General features: G+C 68.4%; 24 protein-coding genes. 15 read left to right on the plus strand and 9 right to left on the minus strand.

Features of this window, described 5'->3' with window-relative positions; genetic code table 11:
- Positions 1 to 951 precede the first annotated feature (951 nt).
- Both QSK32_RS14790 and QSK32_RS14795 read right to left on the minus strand, forming a co-directional pair.
- Positions 952 to 1,839 (minus strand): ion transporter, encoded by an 888-nt coding sequence (locus tag QSK32_RS14790; RefSeq protein WP_052720063.1) that lies wholly within the window; start codon positions 1,837 to 1,839, stop codon positions 952 to 954.
- A gap of 104 nt (positions 1,840 to 1,943) precedes the next feature.
- Positions 1,944 to 2,885 carry an NmrA/HSCARG family protein gene (locus QSK32_RS14795; RefSeq protein ID WP_285472237.1) on the minus strand — a complete coding sequence of 314 codons (942 nt, stop codon included), beginning with the start codon at positions 2,883 to 2,885 and terminating at the stop codon, positions 1,944 to 1,946.
- Positions 2,886 to 3,023: 138 nt separating this feature from the next.
- Here QSK32_RS14795 and QSK32_RS14800 point away from each other — a divergent pair, with 138 nt between their 5' ends.
- From QSK32_RS14800 to QSK32_RS14865, 14 genes are all read left to right on the plus strand, one after another.
- Complete coding sequence (locus tag QSK32_RS14800) at positions 3,024 to 4,697, plus strand: ATP-binding protein (protein WP_285472238.1); 1,674 nt, start codon at positions 3,024 to 3,026, stop codon at positions 4,695 to 4,697.
- Between the two features lie 75 nt (positions 4,698 to 4,772).
- A complete protein-coding gene (locus QSK32_RS14805) occupies positions 4,773 to 5,150 on the plus strand; it encodes a response regulator (RefSeq protein ID WP_245673752.1) in 378 nt (125 codons plus the stop codon).
- Positions 5,151 to 5,272: 122 nt separating this feature from the next.
- Entirely contained in the window at positions 5,273 to 5,476 is a 204-nt protein-coding gene (locus QSK32_RS14810; protein WP_052720024.1) for a Flp family type IVb pilin, read from the plus strand.
- Positions 5,477 to 5,599: 123 nt separating this feature from the next.
- Positions 5,600 to 5,821: a Flp family type IVb pilin gene (locus QSK32_RS14815; protein ID WP_045739547.1), complete on the plus strand. Its 222-nt coding sequence runs from the start codon at positions 5,600 to 5,602 to the stop codon at positions 5,819 to 5,821.
- A gap of 53 nt (positions 5,822 to 5,874) precedes the next feature.
- Positions 5,875 to 6,057, plus strand: coding sequence for a Flp family type IVb pilin (locus QSK32_RS14820; RefSeq protein WP_045739707.1), 183 nt, complete (start codon positions 5,875 to 5,877; stop codon positions 6,055 to 6,057).
- A 1-nt stretch (position 6,058) separates the two neighbouring features.
- Positions 6,059 to 6,517 (plus strand): TadE/TadG family type IV pilus assembly protein, encoded by a 459-nt coding sequence (locus QSK32_RS14825; protein ID WP_052720023.1) that lies wholly within the window; start codon positions 6,059 to 6,061, stop codon positions 6,515 to 6,517.
- Positions 6,505 to 7,713: a pilus assembly protein TadG-related protein gene (locus tag QSK32_RS14830; RefSeq protein WP_045739546.1), complete on the plus strand. Its 1,209-nt coding sequence runs from the start codon at positions 6,505 to 6,507 to the stop codon at positions 7,711 to 7,713. Before QSK32_RS14825 ends, QSK32_RS14830 begins: the two co-directional genes overlap by 13 nt.
- 23 nt (positions 7,714 to 7,736) lie before the next feature.
- Positions 7,737 to 8,507, plus strand: a complete 771-nt coding sequence (gene cpaB, locus QSK32_RS14835) for a Flp pilus assembly protein CpaB (RefSeq protein ID WP_045739545.1) — start codon at positions 7,737 to 7,739, stop codon at positions 8,505 to 8,507.
- On the plus strand, positions 8,504 to 9,676 hold the full coding sequence (locus QSK32_RS14840; protein ID WP_052720022.1) for a CpaE/TadZ family protein: 1,173 nt from the start codon (positions 8,504 to 8,506) through the stop codon (positions 9,674 to 9,676). Before cpaB ends, QSK32_RS14840 begins: the two co-directional genes overlap by 4 nt.
- Positions 9,673 to 11,097 (plus strand): TadA family conjugal transfer-associated ATPase, encoded by a 1,425-nt coding sequence (locus tag QSK32_RS14845; protein WP_045739544.1) that lies wholly within the window; start codon positions 9,673 to 9,675, stop codon positions 11,095 to 11,097. The genes QSK32_RS14840 and QSK32_RS14845 overlap by 4 nt, the downstream gene beginning before the upstream one ends.
- Before the next feature lie 6 nt (positions 11,098 to 11,103).
- Positions 11,104 to 12,072: a type II secretion system F family protein gene (locus tag QSK32_RS14850; RefSeq protein ID WP_285472239.1), complete on the plus strand. Its 969-nt coding sequence runs from the start codon at positions 11,104 to 11,106 to the stop codon at positions 12,070 to 12,072.
- Positions 12,073 to 12,076: 4 nt separating this feature from the next.
- Positions 12,077 to 12,979, plus strand: a complete 903-nt coding sequence (locus QSK32_RS14855; protein WP_285472240.1) for a type II secretion system F family protein — start codon at positions 12,077 to 12,079, stop codon at positions 12,977 to 12,979.
- Between the two features lie 31 nt (positions 12,980 to 13,010).
- Entirely contained in the window at positions 13,011 to 14,324 is a 1,314-nt protein-coding gene (locus QSK32_RS14860) for a sensor histidine kinase (RefSeq protein WP_285472241.1), read from the plus strand.
- A gap of 101 nt (positions 14,325 to 14,425) precedes the next feature.
- Positions 14,426 to 14,563 (plus strand): hypothetical protein, encoded by a 138-nt coding sequence (locus QSK32_RS14865; protein ID WP_285472242.1) that lies wholly within the window; start codon positions 14,426 to 14,428, stop codon positions 14,561 to 14,563.
- 488 nt (positions 14,564 to 15,051) lie between these two features.
- On the opposite strand, the gene QSK32_RS14870 is transcribed toward QSK32_RS14865, so the two are convergent.
- Genes QSK32_RS14870 through QSK32_RS14880 form a run of 3 tightly spaced genes read right to left on the minus strand, consistent with a single transcriptional unit; the run spans position 15,052 to position 19,316 of the window.
- A complete protein-coding gene (locus tag QSK32_RS14870) occupies positions 15,052 to 15,861 on the minus strand; it encodes a siderophore-interacting protein (protein WP_285472243.1) in 810 nt (269 codons plus the stop codon).
- Between the two features lie 21 nt (positions 15,862 to 15,882).
- A complete protein-coding gene (locus tag QSK32_RS14875; protein ID WP_285472244.1) occupies positions 15,883 to 17,628 on the minus strand; it encodes an ABC transporter ATP-binding protein in 1,746 nt (581 codons plus the stop codon).
- On the minus strand, positions 17,625 to 19,316 hold the full coding sequence (locus QSK32_RS14880) for an ABC transporter ATP-binding protein (protein ID WP_285472245.1): 1,692 nt from the start codon (positions 19,314 to 19,316) through the stop codon (positions 17,625 to 17,627). The genes QSK32_RS14875 and QSK32_RS14880 overlap by 4 nt, the downstream gene beginning before the upstream one ends.
- A 386-nt stretch (positions 19,317 to 19,702) precedes the next feature.
- Between QSK32_RS14880 and QSK32_RS14885 the strand changes: the two genes are divergently transcribed.
- Complete coding sequence (locus QSK32_RS14885; protein WP_285472246.1) at positions 19,703 to 20,314, plus strand: HAD-IA family hydrolase; 612 nt, start codon at positions 19,703 to 19,705, stop codon at positions 20,312 to 20,314.
- Between the two features lie 12 nt (positions 20,315 to 20,326).
- Here the strand turns inward: QSK32_RS14885 and QSK32_RS45720 are convergent, their stop codons facing one another.
- The 4 genes from QSK32_RS45720 to QSK32_RS14905 form a co-directional block, all read right to left on the minus strand.
- On the minus strand, positions 20,327 to 20,617 hold the full coding sequence (locus QSK32_RS45720) for a DUF7691 family protein (RefSeq protein ID WP_502872530.1): 291 nt from the start codon (positions 20,615 to 20,617) through the stop codon (positions 20,327 to 20,329).
- 671 nt (positions 20,618 to 21,288) lie between these two features.
- Entirely contained in the window at positions 21,289 to 21,921 is a 633-nt protein-coding gene (locus tag QSK32_RS14895; RefSeq protein WP_285472248.1) for a DUF6000 family protein, read from the minus strand.
- A gap of 107 nt (positions 21,922 to 22,028) precedes the next feature.
- The gene (locus QSK32_RS14900; protein ID WP_285472249.1) at positions 22,029 to 22,487 is read right to left on the minus strand and encodes an SMI1/KNR4 family protein; all 459 of its coding nucleotides are present in this window, start codon (positions 22,485 to 22,487) and stop codon (positions 22,029 to 22,031) included.
- Positions 22,488 to 22,515: 28 nt separating this feature from the next.
- Positions 22,516 to 23,598 carry a polymorphic toxin-type HINT domain-containing protein gene (locus tag QSK32_RS14905; RefSeq protein ID WP_285472250.1) on the minus strand — a complete coding sequence of 361 codons (1,083 nt, stop codon included), beginning with the start codon at positions 23,596 to 23,598 and terminating at the stop codon, positions 22,516 to 22,518.
- Positions 23,599 to 24,040 lie beyond the last annotated feature (442 nt).

Raw genomic sequence — 24,040 nt, forward strand, 5'->3', positions numbered from 1 at the left:
ACTGGCATCGGTCGCCGCCTCCCGTGGGGCGTGACGTTCTGCGCAGGATGCCAGTCACAGCGCACTGGTCGTCCTAGGAGGCTAGGCCAAGCGAGTGAGCACCTAGGACGGTCGGCTGGCAGTCGGTCACAGTCGCTGCCAGCCGACCACGGTCAGCCGGCCGGTCGGTCAGTTGGCCGGTCGGTCAGTTGGCCGGCCGGTCAGTTGGCCGGTCGGTCAGTTGGCCGGCCGATCAGCCCGTCGAGAACAGCCATCGGCGTCCCGTGGCCCCCGAGGCAAGCCTTGGACGACGGCTCGAGTTCGCCAGCCGTCCGTGAGAGCGGAGCTGATCCCTCAAACGAACCCCCAACGACGGCCGGGGTCCGCCAGCCGTCGAACAAGGCTCAACTCAACCCCGAAACGAACCACCAACAACGGCCCGACCCCGCCAGCCGTCCAACAAGGCTCAACCCAACCCTGACACCAACCACCAACAACGGCCGGAGCCAGCCAGCCGTCATACGAGGCTTGGTCAGGATCCGAAAGTGACCGCCTACGACGGCCGGGGCCGAACGGACGACGGGCTGCACGGGCGACGGGCTGCACGGGCGACGGGCTGCACGGGCGACGGGCTGCACGGGCGACGGGCTGCACGGGCGACGGGCCGGACAGGCGACGGGCGACGGGCCGGACAGGCCACGGGCTGGACAGGCCACGGGCGACGGGCTGCACGGGCGACAGGCGGGGCTCCATCGGGACCTGGAACTGCGCGACGACGTGGCCGGGGCGGGGCCCTGTGCGGGGACCGCGACGGGATGTGGGCCGTCACGGGCTGGAGGTGGGACGGGTCGGAAGGGGAGCAACTTTCGGCGGGTGGGCGGCTTCGCGGGAACAGGTGGTGAGCGCGTGGAAGCCTGGGTCCGGTGGGGACGGGTAGCGGAAGGCCTGGAGGTGTGGGCGTACCCCCGGGCCTCAATGGTGTGAGGCCTCGCGGGTCGCCTCGATCTCGGCAGGAGCAGCGGGTTTGGTGGCGGGCTGGACCACGTAGGCCTCGAGGACGTCGAGGGCCGCGCGCAGGCGGGCGATCTGCACCTCGGGTGAGAGTTCGATCGGGGTGGGCGGGCCGGATTTCTTGCCCTGGTTGGCCTCGTGTTCGGCGTCGGCGGCCTCTTGGAGGGCGGTGAGGACGACGCCGATGAGCATGTTGGTCAGGAGCAGGCAGGCGCCGACCATGTAGGAGATGTAGTAGAGGATGGCCCAGCCGGTGACGTCGCGGCCGGCTTCCAGGGTGTCGGTGATGCCGTCCAGTGAGAGCAGCAGGAAGAGCGTCAGCATGGCCTGGCCGACGGTGCCGTATTTCTCGGGGTAGGCCTCGCCGAACATCATCCAGCCGAGCATGGCGTAGCCGTAGATGAGCAGGCCGGTGATGAGCAGGAAGCTGCCCAGGCCGGGGAGGCTGCGTTTGATGCCGACGACGATGATGCGCAGGCTGGGGAAGAGGCGGAACGCGCGGACGATCCGGGCCAGGCGGAACAGGCGTAGGAGGGTGACGTTCTCGCGGATGCCGGGGATCAGGGGTGCGGCCACCACGGCGATGTCGAAGAGGTTCCACTTGTCGCGGAAGAAGCCGCTGGGGTGGTGCAGGTTGGCGCCGAAGCGGATGAGGAGTTCCATCACGAAGTAGGCGACGCAGGCGGCTTCGACGGCTTTGAGGGCGGGGCCGACGGACTGCTCGACGCGGTCGTAGGTCTCCAGGCCGAGGGCCATGGCGTTGATGACGATGACCAGGAAGCCGGTGATGTTGAACCACGGCGCGCCCACCACCACCAGGCAGTGATCGGCGATCTTCCGAACGAGCATGAGCGGCATGTCTCCTTGGCCATTTCCCCGCAAATGGCCACATCCTATGACATACCGCGACCCTGCGGGGTCGTCATCCCACCGATGACGACCCCGGCGGTGGACTAGTCGCGCGGCAGGGTGTGTCCGTTGGCGTCGAGCCAGGCCTCGAGGGTCTGCAGCTCGGGGTTGAGCTTACGGACCTCGTTCAGGTCGCGGACACCGGTGAAGTAGTCCTCGAACTCCGTGTAGTACTGGAGCATGTTGCCCGCCTCGTCGGCGCCGGGGAAGCCCAGCTCACGGTAGGCGTCGTGGGTCAGCGGGCGGTAGACGACGGGCTCGCCGAGTGCCCGGGTGAGGGCGGCGGCGATCTGTTCGCCGGTCAGGTGGTCGCCGGCGATGTGGACGGTCCGGCCGATCTGAGCCCGGTCTTTCAAAAGCGAGTACGCCACCTTGCCGATGTCACCGACCGCGATGCCGGCCAGCCTGGACTCCCCCATCGGCAGGGACAGGGTCAGCGTCCCCGAGGAGGCGTCGCGGGTGGCGCCCCAGCCGGTGGCGAGGTTCTCCCAGTAGAAGGTGGTCCGCAGGAACGTGGTGGGCACGCCCGCCTCGGTGAACAGCCGGTCCGCTTCGGCCTTGGCGTCGAAGTGCGGGACCTTGTACCGGCCCTGGAGGGTCGGCATCCGGTCGTCGGTCACCGGGATGTGGTCGCGGGTGTCCTCCAGGGTGGACCAGACCACGTGTTCCAGGCCGGCCCGCTTGGCGGCATTGGCGAGGTTGGCGGCCTCCTCCAACTCCTTGTCGGCGGACATGTGCGCCCAGAAGTTGGTGACCAGGAAGGCTCCGTACGCGCCCTGGAAGGCGCGGACCAGGCTCTCCTCGTCGTAGTTGTCGGCCTCGACGACATCGGCGCCTAGTTTGACGAGTTCCTGGGCGCGTTCCGAGGTGGCGTCGCGGGTGATCGCGCGGACCGCGTAGCCGCCGGCCGGGTCGGCGAGGATCGCCCGGACCAGTCCGCCGCCCTGCGCTCCGGTGGCCCCGACAACCGCGATGGTCTTCGTCATGACACTCACCCTTTCGCCGTTCTTTCAAATTTGTAAGTTCTGACCCGCACAACCTCGCCGAGGCATCGGTCATTCCCCATGGAATGAGACGGTGGTCACCCCGCTCAGCGACGCCTCGGGGCAGTCGATGAAATCTCTGTGGCGTACGGGTCGGAGCTGTTACGGCAGTGCCGGCACGCGGTGACGGACGCGGTGTCGGGGGCGTCGTCGGCGCGGGAGGCGGCGGTCCGGGCGACGGAGGCGCTGGCCTCCGCGCTGGGCTGGGCGTGCGCGGAGTACTGGGAGGTGGACCCGGACGGGGTGCGGATCAGCCGGGTGAGCTCGTGGACGCGGGCCGGAACGCCGCTGGCGTCGTTCACCGGGGCCGAACCGATGAGCTTCGGGCGCGGGCAGGGCATCCCCGGTGCGGTGTGGCAACGCGGCAGCGACGTCTGGTGCACGGACCTGCTGCGGGACCTGATCGATCCGGGACGGCTGCGGCACGGGCACACACTGGGGCTGCGGACCGCGGTCGGGACGCCGGTGCACGACGAGGACCGGGTGGCCGGGGTGCTGGCCCTGTTCGCCGACGGCACGGCGGACCGCGACGACGACGTGCTGGCGATGCTGCACGACACGGCGGGGCAGATCGGCCGGCTCCTGGAACGCCGCCGGGTGGAGGAGCTGACCCGGGCGCTGGCCGCCGCGCGACGCGACTTCGACCGGGTGATCGAGCAGGTCAACGACTGTTTCTGGAGTGTGGAGATCTGCCCGGACGGGTCGGTGCGGTCGGTGTACGCGAGCCCCGGCGGCGGCGGTGTCTTCGGCGGGACGCTGCCGACCGACACGGACATGGGCTCGCTGCTGGCCGAGCGGATCCTGCCGGAGGACCGGGAACAGTTCCAGCGCTTCCACGAGACGGCCCGGTCCGGGCAGCCGGCCCAGTTCGAGTGCCGGGTCCTCGGGTACGACCAGGTGGTGCGCTGGGTGTGGACGCGGGCCGCGCCGCGGCGGGAGGACGGCCGGCTGTTCTTCGACGGGATCACCACGAACGTGACCGAGCGCCGGGAGTTGGCGGACAAGCGGGAGGAGTTGCTGGCCCAAGAGCAGCAGCAGGTACGCCGCCTGCGCGAACTGGACCGGATGAAGGACGAGCTGGTCGCCGTGGTCAGCCACGAGCTGCGCAATCCGATCGCGATCATCGAGGCGTACACGGCGGAGCTGATGGAGGAGCCGGAGCTGGGCGGCCGCGAGGAGCTGGCCGTGATCGCCCGGACCAGCGCGCATCTGGTGCACCTGGTGGAGGACCTGCTGGACCTGGCGCGGTTCGACAACGGGCGGACCGCGGTCGACCTGCGCCCGCTGCGGCTGATCCGGCAGGCGGTGGAGGATCACCGGCGGCACGCGGAGGCGCGGCCGGTCACGTTGACCGTGGAGATGGGCGCGCTGCCGATGGTGCCCGGGGATGCGGCCCGGTTGCGTCAGGTGCTGGACAACCTGCTGTCCAACGCGATCAAGTACACGCCGCCGGGTGGGGCGGTGACGGCGTCGGCGTACGCGACCGGCGAGGCGGTGGTGATCAGCGTGGCGGACACCGGCATCGGGATCCCGGCCGAGCAGTACGCCCAGTTGTTCACCCGGTTCTTCCGGGCCAGCACGGCGACCAGTCGCAAGATCAAGGGCACCGGTCTGGGGCTGGCGGTCACCAAGGCGATCGTCGAGGCCCACGGCGGGACGATCACGGCCGAGCCGGGGCCGGCGGGCGGCACCCGGTTCAACGTGGCCCTGCCGCGATTCGGCGATTCCGGGCCGCGCGGCGAAATGCCTGGATAGCGTGGGTACTGCCGTTTACCGCGGGGCGGGAGAGGAACGATGTGGAAGGCCACAGACCGGCAAGGACAAGGGCCGGTGATCCTCCTCGTGGAGGACGACGAGGACCTGCGCGAGCTCACCGCCCAGATGCTCGAGTCGCGGGGGTTCGTGGTCCTCTCGGCGCGCGACCCGGTGAGCGCGATGATGACGTGCCGGGTGCACGACGGGCCGATCGACGTGCTGCTGACCGACCTGGCACTGCCGGGGGTCTCCGGCGGTGAGCTGTCCCGCTCGGCGGCCGCACTGCGGCCCACGATGAAGGTCGTGTACGTGTCCGGCGTGCCGGAGGACATCGCGATCAAGCGGGGCCTGATCAAGGCGGGGTCGTCGTTCATCGCGAAGCCGTACTCGGCGGATGTGCTGGCCGGGATGCTGCGCTCGGTGCTGGCCCAGAACTCCGGCTCCCGTCGGTAATCGGGTCGTCACTTTCTGCCACCGCAGTGCACCCGAGCGCAACTCAGGCCCCTCCCACGGGCGCCCGATAGGTAGGGCAACGGCCGCCGACCGCGACGACCGACAACAGGGGAGGACAACCCGTGGAGCAGTTCCAGCTCGTCATCGCCTTCATCCGCTCCTGCAACGAGAAGGTCAAGAACGACGAGGGCGCCACCGCCGTCGAGTACTCACTGCTCGCCGCACTCATCGCCGGCGTCATCGTCCTGGCCGTCACCGCACTCGGCGGACGCATCCGCACCATGATCAACGCCATCATCGTCGCCATGGGCGGCTCAGCGGTCTAACCGGTCCGCACCCGAACCGCTCCGGACGGCTTCCCGCGCCGCACTCAAGCGCTGCGCGCCTCGGCCGATACGGATAGCAACCAGGTAAGCACTGAAGGTAATCGCCGAGAGGGAGGCATCACCGTGGAGCAGCTCAAAGGCGCGCTGGACCCGTTCAAGCTCGTCATCGCGTTCCTGCGCACCTGCAACGAGAACGCCAAGAACGACGAGGGCGCCACCGCCGTCGAGTACTCACTGCTCGCGGCACTCATCGCCGGCGTGATCGTCGTCGCCGTCACCGCACTCGGCGGACGCATCCGCACCCTGTTCAACACCCTGATCACCGCGCTGGGCGGCACACCGTGATCTTGCCGGCACCACTGAGGCAGAACACCGTCGCCGAGAGGGAGGACCACCCCATGAACATCTTCACGTTCCTCGCCACCTACCTGCGCGCGCGCCACGACAACGACGAGGGCGCCACCGCCGTGGAGTACTCACTGCTCGCCGCACTCATCGCCGGCGTGATCGTCGTCGCCGTCACCGCACTCGGCGGGCGGATCACCACCATGTTCAACAACCTGGTGACGGCCATCAGCTGACATGCACACGCGCCACCGCATCGTCCTCGCCCCCGGGCCGGCCCGCGAGCCGGCCCGGAGCGACGAGGGCGCTGCCGCCGTCGAGATGGCCATCGTTCTGCCGCTCCTGTTGCTGATCCTGTTCGGGATCATCGACATGGGACGTCTCATGCAACAACAGATCCAGCTCACCGAGGCGGCCCGTGAGGGTGCCCGCCTCGGCGCCCTGAACGGCAGCGCCGCGCAGGTCAAGACGAAGGTCTCCGGCATCGTCGGCACCGACGTCACCCTCACCTACCCCACCGGGCAGCCCGCGGTCTGCCTGGCCGCATCGATCGTCGGCCAGGATTCGACAGTGGTGGTGACCCGCACCTTCGCACCGGTGACACCGCTGTGGAAGATGATGCAGATGTACGGCGGCTCCAGCTCGCCCGGCACGGTCACGCTCAAGGCCACGGGGGTGATGTCGTGCGTCGGCTGACCCGACTCCAGCGCCTGATCCGGTGGCGGCGCCCCGGCACCGACGGCGAACACGGCGCCATCTCGGTCATGGTGGCCCTCTTCGCGACCACCGGCATCCTGCTCGGCATGGGCGCGGTCGTCATCGACATCGGGCTGCTCTACAACGAGAAGGAACAGCTGCAGAGCGGCGCCGACACCGCGGTGTGGAAAGTCGGCCAGGCCTGCGTCGCGGACACCACCAAGTGCAGCAACGCCCTGCAGAGTGCCAACGCCACGGCGTACGCGCAGAAGAACGCCGCGGACACCTACGCGGATGCGCAGGTCTGCATCAACGGAACGGCATGCCCCACCTGGAACACCACGTCGGCCTGTCCCCCGGCTCCGGTCACCACGGGCAACTACGACTACGCCGAGGTCCGGACCTCGACCCGCAACGCGGACAACACCACGCTGATGCCGCCGGTCTTCGCCAAGGGCCTGGCCGGGAACAGCAGCTACAAGGGTTCGAAGATCGGCGCCTGCTCCCGCGTCGCCTGGGGCGTGCCCGCCTCCGCGAACGTGCTGGGACTGGCCATCTCGAAGTGCGACTGGGAACGGATCACCGGCAACGGCAGCACGTTCTACGCACTGCCGGGCCTGGATCCGCTGCTGCAGCAGACCGGCCTCTACAGCCTGCTGGGCCTGCAACCGCCGATCGACAACGCGGTCGTGGTCAACCAGCCGATCCTGACGTTCTGCAAGAACTCCTGGGACAAGACGTCGTCGGCGGGCTACGCCTTCCTGGACGGCGTGGACGCCAACTGCAAGATCACCATCGCGCCGCCCGCCGCCGGCGTCTGGATGGATCTGAACGCCTTCAATCTCGCCGCCGCGATCAACTGCCAGAACGCGCTGGCCGTCGCGCGGGCCAGCAAACAGCCCGTCCTGGTGCCGATCTTCGACAAGGTGGTCGGGGCGCTGGCCCTACTGCCCGCCCGTTATCACGTGGTGGGCTTCGCGCCGTTCGTGGTCACCGGGTACACCGGGCTGCTCAGCGGGCTGGTGGGAGCGTTGTCCACACTCGGCAACCTGGTACCGGCGGTGGCCACGCTGCTGTGCGGCTTGCAAACGTGCATTTATGGATATTTCACGAAATCGCTGGTGCCGGAACATATGCCCACGGCTTTCGGTACAAGTCAGAATTTCGGAGCAATGGTGATCGGCCGTACAGGGTGAGTCTGAGCTGAGAAAGTAGTGGCATGCGACGGCGCATCGTTATCCTGGCCGCCGCCTTCCTGCTGGCTGTGATCAGCGGAGGCGCTGTCCTCTCCTACGCCCGCTCGGCGGACAAACGAGCTCTCAGCGGCAAGGCCGGCATCTGGGTGGTGGTGGCCAAGGAACGCATCCCGGACGGCACCACCGGCGCGGACATCCGGTCACGCAACCTCAGCGACCGGATCCTGGTCCCGGCCGAGACCGTCCCGGAGGGCGCGCTCACCGAACTCGACACCGCCCTCGACGCGATGAGCCTGATCGCGGCGGTCGAGCCCAAGCAACTCCTGCTCCGCCCCTTCTTCGCGGCCGCCGACACCACCGCCAAGACCAGCCGCATCGACATCCCGGCCGGGCAGCTCGCGGTCACCGTCTCGCTGGCCGTCGCCCCGCAGGTCGCCGGCAACGTCGAGCCCGGCGACCGGGTCACCGTCTACGGCACCTGCCCGGCCGCGGCCGCCTCCCTGGACGACCAGTACACCCAGATGCTGATGCCCAGCGTCCAGGTGATCACCATCGGCGAGGCCTCGCTGGTCGCCCCGACGACCCCGTCCGCTACCGGATCGGCGCAGCCCACGGCCGAGGCGACCACCGCCGCCAGCGGCGACCGGTACGTCGTCACCCTCGCCGCCGACCAGAAGGACGCGCCGCGGCTGATCATGGCCGCTCGCACCTGCCTGCTCTACCTGGCGCTCCTCGGTCCCTCCGCCACCGTCACACCCGGCCCCCAGGTCAACCTCAAGGACCTCTTCAAATGACGCTGTACGTGTACGTCGAGCCTGATCAGCGCCGCCGCGAGGAGCTGGGACCCGCGTTCCGTGAGGTGGGCTGCACGATGCTCACCACGATGGCGGAGCTCGAGGCGCACCTGCCGCGCTACCCCGAGACGCTGCTGGTGATCCTCGGCGCGCAGGTGGACCTGGACGAGGCGCTGATGTTCACGGCGTACCAGCGGCTGCAACGGCCGCTGATCGGTGTGGTGCTGATCCGCTACACCCTCGATCCCGGCGTGGTGGTGCAGTGCCTGCGCTCGGGTGTCCGTGAGGTCGTCGAGGAGGCGGACAGCGAAGGCCTGCGGGCGGCGACCGTACGCTCCGTCGACCTCTCCCGCGCCCTGGGCACCACGATGCGCAGCGTGACCGAGGCCGCCCCGTATGCCCGGGTGGTCACCGTCTTCGCGGGCAAGGGCGGCTGCGGCCGCACGATGATCGCGGTGAACCTGGCGGTGGCCCTGGCCAGCGCCGGCCGCCGTGTCCTGGTGATCGACCTCGACCTGCAGTTCGGCGACGTCGCGATCATGATGAAGTTGTCCCCGGAACGCAGCATCGCCGGTGGCCTCGCGATGGCCGGCCGGCTCGACGAACAGGGTCTGCGGTCGCTGGTCACGCCGTACCGGCCCGGCCTGGACACGCTGCTCGCCCCGTCCAGCCCGGCCGAGGGCGAGCAGGTGCGCCGGGAGTTCGTGGTGGAGTTGCTCGACGTGGCCCGCCCGCTCTACGACTTCATCGTGGTGGACACCCCGGCCGTGGTCACCGACCAGGTCCTGGCCGCCCTGGACATGTCCGACTTCTTCGTCCCGATCGTCACCCCCGACCTGCCCACCCTCAAGTCGGTCCGCCTCACCAAGGAGATGTTCGACCTCCTGGACTATCCGCAGGACCGCCGCCTGCTCGTCTTCAACCGGGCCAACACCCAGGTCGGCCTGAGCCCGGCCGAGGTGGAGGAGGCGGTCGGCATGCCGTTCGCCGTGCTCGTCCCGTCCAGCCGCGACGTGATCGTCTCGGTCAACCAGGGCGAGCCGATCACCATCACCGACCCGTTGCACCCGGTCAGTCGCGCGATGAGCGACCTCGCCGACCGGTGCACCGGGGTCCAGTCGCCCCCGGTCAAGCAACGGCGGTTCTTCGGCAGGAAGACCAAAGCATGAGTCTCTTCGAACGCCTCGCCGCCGCCCAGAACACCGCGCAGCCCCAGCAGCAACAACAGCAACAGCAGCCGGCGGGTTCGCTGGTCGACCGGGCCACCCACGTCGGTGAGAGACGGGCCGCACCGGGTGCGCGCGGCGGGCCGCATCAGGCGCCGGACCACATCAACGAGGTCCGGTTGCGCATCCAGCGCCGGCTCGCCGACGAACTCGGGCCCACGTTGTACGCCGGCGACCGCCCCCAGGCCGAGGACCTGGACATACAGGTCCGCGAGGTGCTCAACAGCCTGCTGGCCCGCGAGGAGACCCCGCTGTCCGGCGCCGACCGGGCCCGGATCACCCGTGAGGTGATCGACGAGGTGCTCGGCCACGGTCCGATCGAGTCGCTGCTGCGCGACCAGTCGGTCACCGAGGTCATGGTCAACGGCCCCCACCTGATCTTCATCGAGCGGTTCGGCCGGATCGAACGGGTCGCCGCCGAGTTCGACGACGAGTCGCACCTGCGGCGCATCATCGACCGGATCTGCTCCCGGGTCGGCCGGCGCGTCGACGAGGCCAGCCCGATGGTGGACGCCCGCCTCCCGGACGGCAGCCGTGTCAACGCCATCGTGCCGCCGATCGCCCTGGACGGCTCGACCCTGACGATCCGCAAGTTCTCGTCGGTCCCGCTGACCGTCGGGGACCTCATCTCGTACGGGACGTTGACCCGCCCGGCCGCCGAGTTCCTGGACGCCTGTGTGCGCGGGCGCCGCAACGTGGTGGTCAGTGGCGGTACCGGCTCCGGCAAGACCACCCTGCTGAACATCCTGTCCAGTTTCGTGCCGTCGGACGAGCGCATCGTGACCATCGAGGACGCCGCCGAGCTGCAACTCGCCCAGGATCACGTGGTACGCCTGGAGTCCCGGCCGGCCAACTCCGAGGGCCGCGGCACCATCACCACCCGCGACCTGGTGAAGAACTCGCTGCGGATGCGCCCGGACCGGATCGTGGTCGGTGAGGTCCGTGACAGCGCCGCCCTGGACATGCTGCAGGCGATGAACACCGGCCACGACGGCTCGCTGACCACGCTGCACGCCAACACGCCGCGGGACGCGCTGGCCCGGTTGGAGACGATGGTGCTGATGGCCGGCATGGACCTGCCGGCCCGGGCCATCCGCGACCAGATCGCCTCCGCCGTCGACCTGGTCATCCAGGTGAGCCGGATGAAGGACGGCAGCCGCCGGATCACGTACATCACCGAGGTGGTCGGCATGGAGTCCGACGTGATCACCCTGCAGGACCTGTTCCTGTTCGAGTCCGGCAGCGACATGCCCGGCGGGGTCGGCGGCCTGCGGCCGACCGGGATCCGGCCGTTCTTCACCGACGCCCTCGCGATGTACGGCGTGAACATCCCCCAGACGATGTTCTCCTCCCGGCGGAGGTGAGACCCGATGCTGATCGGCCTGCTCGCCGGATTCTCGGCCTCTTTCATGATCGCGTACGTGATCCTGATGCAGTTCTTCGGCAAGACGCCGATGCAGCGGCGCCTCGCCGTGCTGCGCCAGTTCTCGGTACGCCGCGACGACGCCGAACCCCCGCTGATACGCCGGGAACTGGCCCGCGCCGGGCGCTGGGTGGAGGACCAGCCGGCCCTGCTGAAGATCGCCGAGCAGGACATCCCGATGCTGGACCGCCTCGGCGGCGTGCTGCGCCCCGGCGAATGGCTGGTCGTGCGGGCCATCGTCGGGGCGATCCTCGGCGCCGTGCTGGCGTTCTTCCTCCCGCTGCCGTTCCTGATGCGCCCGGCCGGTTTCCTGATCGGGTTCCTGGCCGGTTTCCTCGGCGCCCGGCTCGCGCTGCGTTCCAAGATCACCCGCCGGGAACGTACCTTCAACGACGAACTGCCCGGCGCCCTGCAACTGCTGATGAGTTCGCTGCGCTCCGGCTTCACCCTCCAGCAGTCGGTCGAGGCCGCGGTCCGCGACGACGACGGGCCGGTCGCGGTCGAACTGCGCCGGGCGCTGGCCGAGACCCGGATCAGCGGCGACTTCGAGGACGCCCTGGAACGCATCGGCGAGCGGATGAACAGCACCGAGATGACCTGGCTGGTGATGGCGCTGCGCCTGCAGAAGGAGGTGGGCGGCAGCGTCGTCGAGGTCATGGAGACCACCGCCGACACCATGAAGGAACGCGCCTACCTGTTCCGCCAGGTGCGGGCGCTCTCCGGCGAGGGGCGCATCTCGGCGTACGTGCTGACCGCTCTTCCGGTCTTCGCCGCCGTCATGATCTACGTGAGCAACCCGGGGTATCTGAAACCGCTGTTCACCGAGCCGCTCGGCATCGTGATGCTCGCCGTCGCCATCTTCATGATGATCGTCGGCTCCTTCTGGCTGCGGGCCATCGTCCGGGTGGAGGTGTGACAGCGTGATACTCCTCGCCGTCGGGGTCGTCGGAGTGTTCGCCTCGATCATGCTGGCCGCGGTCGCGGTGTCCCTGCCCCCGCCCCGCTGGGAACAACTGCTCAAGTCCCTCGCGCTCTACACCAGCCGCAGCAACGGTGGCGCGGACATCGCCGTGATCACCACCGCGCCGGAGGCCTCCGCGGCCGGAGCGCTGGACCGGATCGGCGAGCTGATCACCCTGCCCGGCGACAGGGAACGGCTCAGCCACGGCCTGGACATCGCCGGCAACCCGGCGGACTGGCCGATCGCCCGGGTGATCCGGACCCGTCCGGTCGCGGTCCTCGCCCTCGGCGTCTTCGGCCTGGTCCTCGGCAACAACCTGGGCGGCGGCTTCCGCATCCTTCTCGGCCTGGTGGCCGGCGTCGCCATCGGATACTTCCTGCCCCAGATCCTCATCTACAACGCCGGGGTGAAACGGCAGGAGGCACTGCTACGCGCCCTGCCCGACACGATGGACGCCCTGGTCATCGGGGTGGAGGCCGGCCTCGGCCTGGACTCGGCGATGGACCAGGTCACCCGGGCCATGAAAGGCCCGATGTCCGACGAACTGCGCCGGGTCCTGCAGGAGATGCGGCTCGGCGTCTCCCGCGCCGACGCGCTGCGCGACCTCACCGAACGCACCACGGTCCGCGACCTCAAACGCCTGGTCACCGCCCTGGTCCAGGCCGGCGAGCTGGGCATCTCGGTGGCCACCATCCTGCGCGAGCACGCCAACGACCAGCGCACCCGGCGCCGCCAGCGGGCCGAGGAGACCGCCCAGAAGATCCCGGTGAAGCTGCTCTTCCCGGTGCTCGCCTGCATGTTCCCGGCGATCTTCGTGGTGATCATCGGGCCGGCGGTGCTGCAGCTCGCCAAGGTGCTCTAAGCCGACGGCGCCGGTTACCGATGTAGGGTCCGTGACCTCCCTCCTGGTCGACCTTCCCGACCTCGAGCAGGAACGGCTCGCCGCCCTGCACGAGTACGCCCTGCTGGACACCCCCGCCGACGACGAGCTCACCGCCGTGGTCCGGATCGCCGCCGAACTCGCCGGCGTCCCGACCGCCTCCCTCAACCTCATCGACGCCACCCGGCAGTGCCAGCTCACCACGGTCGGCTTCCCCGGACGCGACATCGACCGCAGCGAGTCGATGTGCGACCTGCACTTCCGCGACGGCCTGCTGGTGCACGTGCCGGACGCGCGGCTGCACCCCGACTACGCCACCAGCCCGTGGGTCGACGGCCGGCGCGCCCAGGTCCGCTTCTACACCTCCGCGCCGCTGGTCACCCCGGCCGGATTCGCCCTCGGCACCCTCTGCCTGTTCGACACCGCGGTCCGGACCCTCACCCCCGGCCAGCAGCACCGCCTCGAAGACCTCGCCGTCGTCCTGATCGGCCTCTTCGAACGCCGCCGCCAGGCCCGCCTCAACGCCGCCCTGGCCGCCGAGACCGAACGCCAGCGCCTCCGCCTGGAGATCATCCACGGCGAGCTCACCCAGCGTCAGGCCCAGCTGGCCACCGTCGTGGCGGACCTACGGCGCAGCAACGACGAACTGGAAGGCTTCGCCGCCGCGGCGAGCCACGATCTGGTACGCCCACTGTCCGGCGCCCACGGCTACCTCGACATGATCACCGACCGGTACGGCGACGACCTCGACCCGCAGGCCGTCCGGTGGATCGACGGCGCGGTCCGGTCCCTGGACCGCATGCAACAACTGGTCACCTCGCTGCTGGACTACGCCCGGGCCGGGCACGCCACCTACGAGATGGTGCCGGTCGACCTGAACGACATCATGTCCAGCGTCACCACCGACCTGCGGACGGCGATCTCCGACGCCGGCGCGACGATCCTGGTCCGCGACCGGCTGCCGGAGGTCACCGGCGACCCGACGATGCTGCGCCAGCTGCTGCAGAACCTGATCGACAACGCGGTGAAGTACCACCACCCGAACCGTATGCCACAGGTCGAGGTGACCTGCGCGTTCGACGCCGACGGCTGGACGGTCACGGTCGCCGACAACGGCGTCGGCATCCCGGCGGAACACCGCGACCGGGTGTTCGCGATGTTCGCCCAGGTGGATCCGGCCGCGGGCAAGGGCCACGGCATCGGCCTGTCGACGTGTCAGCGGATCATGCGCGGCCATCACGGCAGCATCGGCATCACGGACGCCCCCGGCGGCGGCGCCGCCTTCCACCTGCACCTGCCCCGCCCCACGTCAGGACAGGTGTCATGACGGACCGGTGACATCGGCGAATGGGCGCAGAACGGCGCTCCTGATGCACTGGAACGGCCGCGGAGGACGGGCCGTCGCGGGGAACGGGCATCATGCGCAGAATGCTGAAAATCGTCGGCGCTCTTCTGAGTGTTCCGGTGTTGGTGCTCGCGACGACCGCCGTGGTGAACGTCGTCGCCGCCAGGTCGGAGGCGGCCGACATCGAAACCACCGCGTTCCTCAACAGGATCCCGTCGTGAGCGAAAAGGCGACCACGGACGACGGCTGGTGCTCCCGAGCCGTCGTTGGTGGTCGACCGGCAAGCCCGGGGAGAGTGGTGGGTGGCGACCGTCAGCGGCTCGGTTTCCGTGCGGCAGCCGTGAACGACGGCTCGGAGCTGGCAGCCGTCGCACATGGCTCCTCGACCAGCCGATGCGAACCCTGGACCACGGCCCGAGCAACCCAGCCGTCACTCACGGCTCCCTCGACACCGCAACCCAACCCTGGACGACGGCTCGGAGCGCCCAGCCGTCCGCCACGGCTCCTCAGCAGCCAAAAATGAACCGTGGCCGACGGCTCGGCCACTCGGGCCGTCGGCCACGGTCCCTCGATGAGCCGATAACGACCGTGGACGACGGCCGGGCAACCCGAGCCGTCGCTGGTGGCCGACTGGCTGCGCGGGAGAACCATGGACGACGGCTGGGGTCTGACCCCCGACGACGGCCCGGCGAGATCCGGTCTGGAGGGATCACATGGCGGCGTGGCCGTGGCGCCAGTAGCCGATGAAGTCGACGTTCGTCTTCGGGACGGCGCGGTCGGTGACCAGGTGCCGCCGGCCGCCGGTGACCAGGGCAGACTCCCCCACCAGGTAGGCGTAGACGGGACCGTCCGGGAACGACAGCTCCCGCAACGCCGCCAACGCCAATTCTCCGGGTACGCCACCCTTGTCGCCCCGCGGCACCCACAGGATGCGGACGCCCGCCGGGATGCGGAAGTCCTGCCGGTCCTCGTCGGCCGGGATCTCCACGACCGCCACGCCCTGCGCGTCGTCCGGCAGCGACTCGCAGATCCCCGCCACGGCCGGCAGCCCCGTCTCGTCGGCGACCAGCAAGGTCCACGCATGGTCGTGCCGGGGGTTGTAGCCGATGCCCTGGTCCAGCAGTCCGACCTGGTCGCCCGCGGCGGCGTTCAGCGCGAACGACGTCGCCGGCCCGCAGCTGCCGTCCTCCTCCAGGTGCACGATGAAGTCCACGTCCAATTCCCCCGGGCGATGGGACCGGACCGTGTAGTTGCGCACGAACGGTCGTTTCGGCTTCGCCGTGGCCAGGTACTGCGCGTACCAGAGTCCGGACGTACGGGTCGGCAGCTTCAACGCGTCCTGGCCGGGCCGCGGCAGGAACAGCCGGAACCATTGGTCGAAGCCGAGCGGCGTGAACCGCGACAGCCCTTCGCCACCGAGCGTCACCCGCATCACGTTCGGTGACACCCGCGCACTGCGGACCACGTCCAGCAGCAGCACATGCGGATCCACCGCTTTACGGATCTTAAAATTAGCCACGCTATTTCCTAAATATTCGATTTATCCGACATTCCACACATCCCACAGGTGCCGATACCGACCGCCGGATCGGAGCAACTCCTCGTGGCTGCCCTCCTCGGCGACCCGCCCCTGCTCGAGCACCAGAATCCGGTCGGCCCCGGCCGCCTGACTCAACCGATGCGCGACGATCAGCGCGGTCCGCCCCTCCAACGCCGCAGTCGCAGCCCGGTCCAGGTCACGGGCCCCCGCACTGCCCGCCTCCGCCGTCGCCTCGTCCAGAACAGCGACATCCGGATCAGCCAGAATCAGCCGGGCCAGAGCCAACTGCTGAGCCTGCGCCGCCGTCAACCGGTGACCACCCTCGCCGACATGCGTGTCCAGGCCGTCCGGCAGCGCCCGCAACCACCCCGTCGCCCCGGCCCGGTCCAGCGCCAGATGCAGCTCCCGCTCGGTCGCCCCGGGCCGCGCCAGCCGCAGATCCTCCGCCAGCGGACCCGCAAAAACATGCACCTCTTGGCTGATCAGGGCGATGCGCCGCCGGGTCCGTGCCTCGCCAAGATCGTTCAGGGGTACGCCGCCAAGCGCCACTTTGCCGTCGCTAGGCATGATCACTCCCGCCGCGATGAGCGCCAGGGTGCTCTTGCCCGCCCCGGAGGCCCCGACCAGCGCGACCCGCTCCCCCGGTTCGATGCGGAGTGTGACCTCGGCGAGCACCACCGGCCCGTCCTCGTACCGGTGTTCGGCGACCAGCACCTCCAGCGTCCCGTCCGGTTCCGGCACGTCCGCGGCGGCTTCCGGCACCGGCGGCAGCGACGCCACCCCGACCAGCCGGGACAGGGCCGCATTCGCCTGCAGCAGGGTGTCCGCCTGCATGATCAGCAGACCGATCGGGTTGAACAGCCGGTGGAAGTAGAGCGCCGCCGCGGTGGCCGCCCCGACCGTTCCCTGTCCGGTGCGCACCAGCACGAACCCGGCGACGAGCACCGCTGCCAGGCCGAAGTACTCGGCGCGGTTTCCGCGTACCGTGAAACGGGTGTAAAGCCGGAAGACCTCGATGGACAGGTCCCGTCCGGCCGCCGACCGGTCACCGATCCGGTCCAGGTGCTCCCGCTCGGTGCGATACGCCCGAACCGTCGCCACGCCCTGCAGCGCCCCGGCCATCGCCTGCGAGCGTTCCCCGGCGGCGATCCGCTCCCGCGCGTAGTACGGCTGCGCCCGCGGCAGATACCAGCGCAGCGCGAGGGCGTATCCGGGTGCTGCGGCGAGCCCGGCCAGGCCGAGTCGCCAGTCCAGGGCGAACAGTCCGCCCGCGGTGAGCAGCACGGTCGTCGCCGCCCCGGCCAGCAGCGGCCCGGCCGTGGTCAGCACGTTCGCCACCTGCGCCACATCGTCACCGGCCCGGGCGACCAGGTCACCGGTGCCGGAGCGTTCCAGGGTGGCGGACGGCAGGTGCAGGGCCCGGTCCATCACGCGTTCGCGCAGCCGGGCCAGGACGGTCTCGCCGAGCCGGGCGGACACCGTCGCAGCCACCGCGGTCAGCACCCCACCGACCAGAGCCGCCGCGGCGATCACCGCGACCCGGACCATGACCCGTCCGGTGTCGGCGCCGCCGATCACGTCGTCGACCAGCCGGCCCAGCACCCAGGGCGCGACCAGGCCACTCGCCGCGGCGGCGATCAGCAGCACCGCGGCCGTGGCACTGAGGCCGGGCAGCTTGGCGAACTCGGCGCGGGTGGCCCGCCAGGTGTCCCGGGCCGAAGCGACCGGGAGCAGGACACGGCTCATCGGAGCACCGCCTCGCGGTATCGGGGGTCGGACGCGGCCAGTTCCTCGTGGGCGCCCTCGGCGACGATCCGGCCGTCGTCGAGCACGGCGACCCGGTCGGCCACGCCGAGCAGCGCCGGGCTGCTGGTCACCACGACCGTGGCCCGGGACTCCCCGGCACGGGCGGCGACCAGCCGTTCGGCGATCAGCGACTCGGTGACGGCGTCCACCGCGGTCGCCGGGTCGTGCAGCACCAGCACCGGCGACGCGGCGGCCAGCGCCCGGGCCAGCGCGACACGTTGCCGTTGCCCGCCGGACAGGTTGGCGCCGCGTTCGGTCAGCACCTGGTCCAGGCCGTCGGGCTGGGAGGCGACGATGTCGTCGGCGGCGGCCGCCCGGACCGCCGCGTCGATACGCTCGTCGGGGACACCGGCGGCGATGTTGTCGCGCAGGGTGCCCTCGAACAGGGTGACGTCGTGCGGTTCGACGAGCACCACACCGCGGGCGGCGGCCAGGTCCAGCTCCTCGACGGGCACGCCGTCGACCCGGATCTCACCGCGGTAGTCCTCGCGGGGCACGGTTCCGGCCAGCACCGCCACGAGGGACTCCGCGTGCTTCGGTTCGTACACCATGATGCCGACCACCTCCCCGGCGGCGACCCGCAGAGAGAGACCATCGAGACCGCCGTGACCGATCCCGGTCAGCACCAGCCGATCCGGTGCCACGGGTGGCGCCGCCGCCGAGCCGGAACCGACGAGCGGCGCCGCGCCCAGCACCCGGGCCACCCGGGCGGCCGAGGCCTTCGCGGTCGCCAGCAACTGCAGGCACCAGCCCAGCGCCTGCACCGGCTCGGCGACGAACTGCGCCAGACCGACAACGGCCACCAGCTCGCCGATCGTGATCCGGCCCTGGATCGCGAACCAGCCGGCCACCCCGGCGATCACCGCGAGCAGCAGGCCGTTGATCGCGGTGGTCACGCCCTGCTGCATGCCCTTGGCCCGGGCCGCGTGCAGGGTTCCGGCCAGCGCCGCGCTACTGGCCGTCGCGTAGCGCCGGGCCGCGTGGTCCTGCGCACCCAGACCACGCAGCACACGCAGGCCGGCGACCAGATCGACCGCCGTCGCGGTGGCCGAGGCGAGAGCCTCCTGCTGGGCTTCCCCACGCCGGGTGATCAGTGGTCCGAGCCGTTGCAGACCGAGAAGCACCAGGGGTACGCCGAGAAGCACGCCCCCGCCGAGCACCGGATCGACGACCAGCAGAGCAATGGCGGAAACGATCAGTGCGGTGCAGGCGGCGAGGATCATGCTGGACGCCTGCACCACCAGCGCGGCATGCTCGGTGTCCGACGCGGTGACCGACAGCAGCTCCCCGTCCCGCATGCCGGACCGCTGGCCACGCGGATCGAGCGCCCGCCCGGCGATCTCCAGCCGCATCCGGTGTGTCTCATGTTCGACCGCGACGACACCGAACCGGGCACCGATCCGCCAGGCGAACGCCAGAACCGTGAAGAGCAGCGCCAGCCCGGCCAGCGCGATCAGCAGCGCGCCGATGTCCGAGGTGGCCACCGCCCGGTCGATGGTCAGGCCGATCGCCACCGGCACCATCGCCTCGGAGGCCTGGTGCAGGCAGAGGAACGCGACACCGGCCGCGACCCGGCCACGCTGGTCGCGGATGGTACGCCGGAGCACGCCGCCGGCGTCCAGGCTCATGCGGTGCCCAGCGTGGTCAGCACGGTGTCCATGTTCGTCACCTTTCGTGGGTTGGGGTCAGCCACCTCGGCGCGGGCCAGACGCTGGGTACGGACCCGGGCCGCGCCGCCCTCGGACTTTTGTGGCCGGCGGCAGGATCGGTGATCGGGTGGGCGGCGTGCGCCTCTTCCGATCCACCGCACTTCATCGCCCCTCGTAAAAGAAAGGACAGGCTAACCTAACTACCCACGTGTTGCCGACCCCAGCCTGCCGACGCGCAGCTTCTGACCCGGATCACAGAAGCGGGGGCGCCGCGGCGCGCTGCTTTCCGCCTTCTTCTACAGGCGAAGGAAGGCCCGACCTTCTATTATGCTTCGGTATCGAGCTTAATTAGGGTGGAGGCTTTCATGACGGGGCTTGAACCGGCGGCGGTGCTCCTGGACATGGACGGGACGCTGGTCGAGTCACATCCAGCCGTGGAGCGGGCGTGGCGCACGTGGGCCGCCGAGTACGGCGTGGACCCGGAGGCGGTGCTGGCCGTCGCACACGGTTCGCCGTCGCTGCCGACCGCCCGCCGCTTCCTCCCGTCGGCGACCGACGCCGAGGTGGCAGCGGCGGCGGCCCGCCAACTGGACCTGCAGTACGACGACCTGTCCGACGTGACGGCAATCCCCGGAGCCCACGAGCTGCTGGCTGTGCTGGAATCGCGCGGCATCCCGTGGGCGGTGGTGACCAGCGCCGACGTGCGGTTGGCGAAGGCGCGACTGGGGGCGGCCGGCATCACTCCCCCGCTGACGGTGACGATCGAGGACATCAGCGAGGGCAAACCGTCCCCCGAGGGCTACCTGCTGGCCGCATCCAAACTCGGCGTCGACCCGGCCCGCTGCCTGGTCGTCGAGGACGCCGAGGTCGGCGTGCAGGCAGGCCGAGCCGCTGGAGCCCAGACAGTCGGAGTCCGGGGCGTCGCCGCCGACCTGACTGTGACCGGCCTGGACGACCTGGCCCGCCGCCTCCAGTGACCAGTTCCCGTTTCAGCCGAAGAAGATGATCAGGTCTCGGTCGGCGTCGCGGGCGGTGCGGAACCAGACGATCAGGTCTTGGGCGGCCGCCCGCAGCCGGGGCTCGACGGCCAGAGTGGGAAGCGCGGCCTCATACTCCTGGGCGGCCTTGGCGCACTGCTCGGCACCGAGGGTCACCACGGTTGGTAGTCGTCCGGGGCGGGCAGGTCGATCTCCGGCTCGTAGACGGTGAAGCCGTCCGGCAACTGGCTGGGCTTGTCGATTAAACTTCAGGTTTCTGCAGTTCAGCTTGAGTGCGGGCACGGTGGATGGTTTTACCGACGTTGTGGCGGAGCGCGCGGTGATGGTTATGGCTGCCGGACGGTCACCCGAGGGCTGGCCGGGTGGGTTTCGGTGCTCGCGCGGGACGACTCAATTCCACTTAGCTTAAGTTGATCTTGAGGCGGGCCCGATGACGCGACAAACGACTGAGCTGCGCCGATGCGGCTGCCCACCGCAACGGCCGCAAGGGTCGCCGCGGCGAAGCGGATCGCATAGTTCCTGCTCAGATCCTTGGTCAACTTAAGCTAAGTGGCATTGCGGGGCGGCTGGTCGCCGCTCGGAGGTTTCCGAAGGCGCGTCGCCGCCGTGAACTCGATAGTCCAGAAGCAAAACGGTGAGCCCCATTTCGGTGAGAGCAGTGGCCAGCAGCATCCGTCCGCCCCGTTGCCGCGCACTACCAAAACGGCGATCCGCCGGCTCTCCATACCGGACGGGCACCACCACCAGCCACTAAGCCAACTCCAGCCCGTCCGAGGTATGCAACCTCATCGCGCGAACCCCAGAGGGCAACGACGGCGCCACCCGGTCCGGAAAGAAGATGACGCGGCGCTGAATTCTCCACACCAGGACCATCAAAAGCAGGACGATCAAAAGTTCGGCATTGGGCCCCGTAAGAGAACATTCCCCACCTCAGCCATCTCCCCGAAACCGACCTACTCGACGTCAGAGCATGAAAGGCTGCATAGCTTCGCAATAGCCTCCACATGGAGTGCAAGATCCGCTTCCCCATAAACGGCGCGCTTCCAGCGATCCCACGATCCATCTTTCAGGAACCGATCAGCACGCCCACCCTCGACACCTCGGTCCATGTACTTCAATGCAGCGAGAGCCCAGGACTGGTCAATTCGCAGCTCGGTTCTCACCAAATTCCTGTCGAGATAGGCGGTCAGGATGTCAGCATCTCGATCCTCACCAAATGCGGCGAGCGCGAAGCAATAACCCTGCGCAACATACCCGACTTCATTTGACAGTAACAGTTCCCCTATGCTCTCTCGATATTTCACCCTGCGATCTATTGCAACAAGATACGAAGCGACGAGTCGATCTCGCCAAGGCCCAAATTTCCGACCAGGCTGCAACAAAAAGTCGACCTCCGGATCCGTAATCAGCCGCGCATCGCGCAGGAGGTCACGAAGGAATGAATTACTGTTGCGGGTTGCGCCTGGAGAAAGGATGCCGGCAGGCAAGTTGATATACCTCGGCCCATCAGGACCATCATGGCCAGTCGAAACATAATGGTCGACGTCGACGCGAGCAAGAAACTTACCATCAGCAGATGGGTCCATACCCTACATGATGCACCATCATGGAAGATCGGCGAAGCCGGGCTGAATATTTCGCGGGCGCACCGGAGAAAGCTCGACCGGGGAGGGGACCCAATGGATGGCGCCCGTCAACGCGCTACGCGAAGCCCTTTTGTCAGCACAAATTCGTAGAAGTCGCCGAATTGAACTTGAGCGGCGCCATCCTCGTGATCGACGAAACTTACCTGCTCACTACACACCCCATCATTAGACACGAATCCCCACCAGTCGCCAGTGCCAACCGGCGCAACCGCCACAAAGTTCGGGACAGCATATGCGCCCAAATTGACTGAAAGTAAATCCTCATCACGACTATCTGGCGACCTGACGGGCAATAGTTCAACGAACGAGAATACCCCACCACCGAATGCCTGCATGAAGCGTCTATATTTCGACGGCAGCCGCGTCCCTAAGGCCGCCTCCGCGGCAGCAAGCTCCGCATCTGTCGCGGTCATGGAGTCGAAGAGTTGAAACCCTGGCGGGTACTGTCTACCTGCTCTTTCCGCGCGGAAGGATTCAACCTGAGCTTCAAGCTCTTCGAACTCCATCACTCACCTCTTCGATGTTCCAGCTAGGTTAGTCGTACCACAGGTCAGATCCGTAGTGGCCCCAACCTTGCTCCTGAGAGCGATACCACCAGTGTAACTGCGTGTCTTCAGATCGCATTGCTCCGCTAACACCTTGATTATTTGCATTCGGGTGGAGCTGGGAGCCTGGCCCTCTGTGCGTAACCTGGTCTAGTTCGTGAATCGGCGACCCAGGCATTTGGTCGGCGTGGTGAATTTCGGGACGATCGCCCAGATGCCTCGGACGCAGTCCGTGTGCCCCGCGGCCAATATCGCCCAGAGTCCACGGACCCTCGATACGAATCGGCAGCACATTCGGACCCGCACCCGTCGCCGGGAAACAATTACAACCAACGCCCGGAGGAGTGTCGCCACAGTTGTGGACGAGGACCGGGGTTGTGCCGGCGAGCACATAGTACGTATGGACGTTAGCTACGGTGAGGTCATACATGTGTCGCTTGGCGCTATACGCAGCAACACCTTCAACGAAGGCAGCGCCACCACTGCCCTCTGCTACATGTAAAACCGATCCACCAACGAGATCTTCAGCCTCGGTCCACCTACCATTACCTTCGTCCCAGAACGGATGATTCGCTGTCACGTCAAGGACGACAATGGCGCCGCCCTCAATCCTGACTGACAAATCAACAAATTCAAGATCCAAGTTTTCGTGGAGAACTTCAACGGTTTCATAAGTAGTCAGACCCGTCATCGGATCAGTACTTACAACCTTCTCCCCAATTTCGATATCGCTGATTTCCTTGACAGCCCCGTCGGCCATCAGGACAGGCGTCGAAGCAGCGAAACTATGACACTTTTGCCCCAACCTCTTAGCAGCACCCACCCCTCCGACGACGGATGCGACATCGAGTGCCGCGAGCGCCCCGTAGCCGATAGCGCCAGCTTTATCACCCTCCTTTGCGCTACTAACAGCGGCACTCACCTGGTCGGGGAGATCAGCCGCGGCAAGAGGAACCGCAAAGAGCCCTGAAGCCACACCGTTGTTGGCTGATGTCATGACGTCGCTGGCACTGTGAAGGTTGCCATCGAGGTAGTCGGTGGTCAGCTGGCTTGCGGCACCTGCAACACCCATGCAGGGAACAGCGCCTACAGCACCCGTAAGCCCGGTACAACCAACGTATGCGACGATGCCGACACCTGCACCGATCAGTGCATTTTTGTTCTCACTGACCCAGTCGGAGGCTCGTTGCCACCAAGCAGGCTTCTTGGCCGGCGGGGAACTAACGGTGCCACCACCACCGCTGGAGCTACCTCCGCCGCCGGAATTGCCGCCACCACTGTGACCGCCGCCATTGTTGTTACTGCCGCTAGTCGCAACGCCGTTCAGTTAGGCGTTGGTGTGGCTGGTCAAGGGGTGTGTTGATCGGGGAGTAAGAAGCGGAGTTCAGGTATCAAGGTTTGTCACTCCAAGACAACCCAGAACCAGGAACTCCGCTTGACTGATCAGATTGCCATAACCCGTACCGTCTCGGTAGCTGCCGGGCCGTTCGCGCCGGGTCACCTCGGTGAGCTGA

This window comes from Actinoplanes sp. NBRC 101535 (assembly GCF_030269225.1).
GTDB lineage: Bacteria > Actinomycetota > Actinomycetes > Mycobacteriales > Micromonosporaceae > Actinoplanes > Actinoplanes rectilineatus.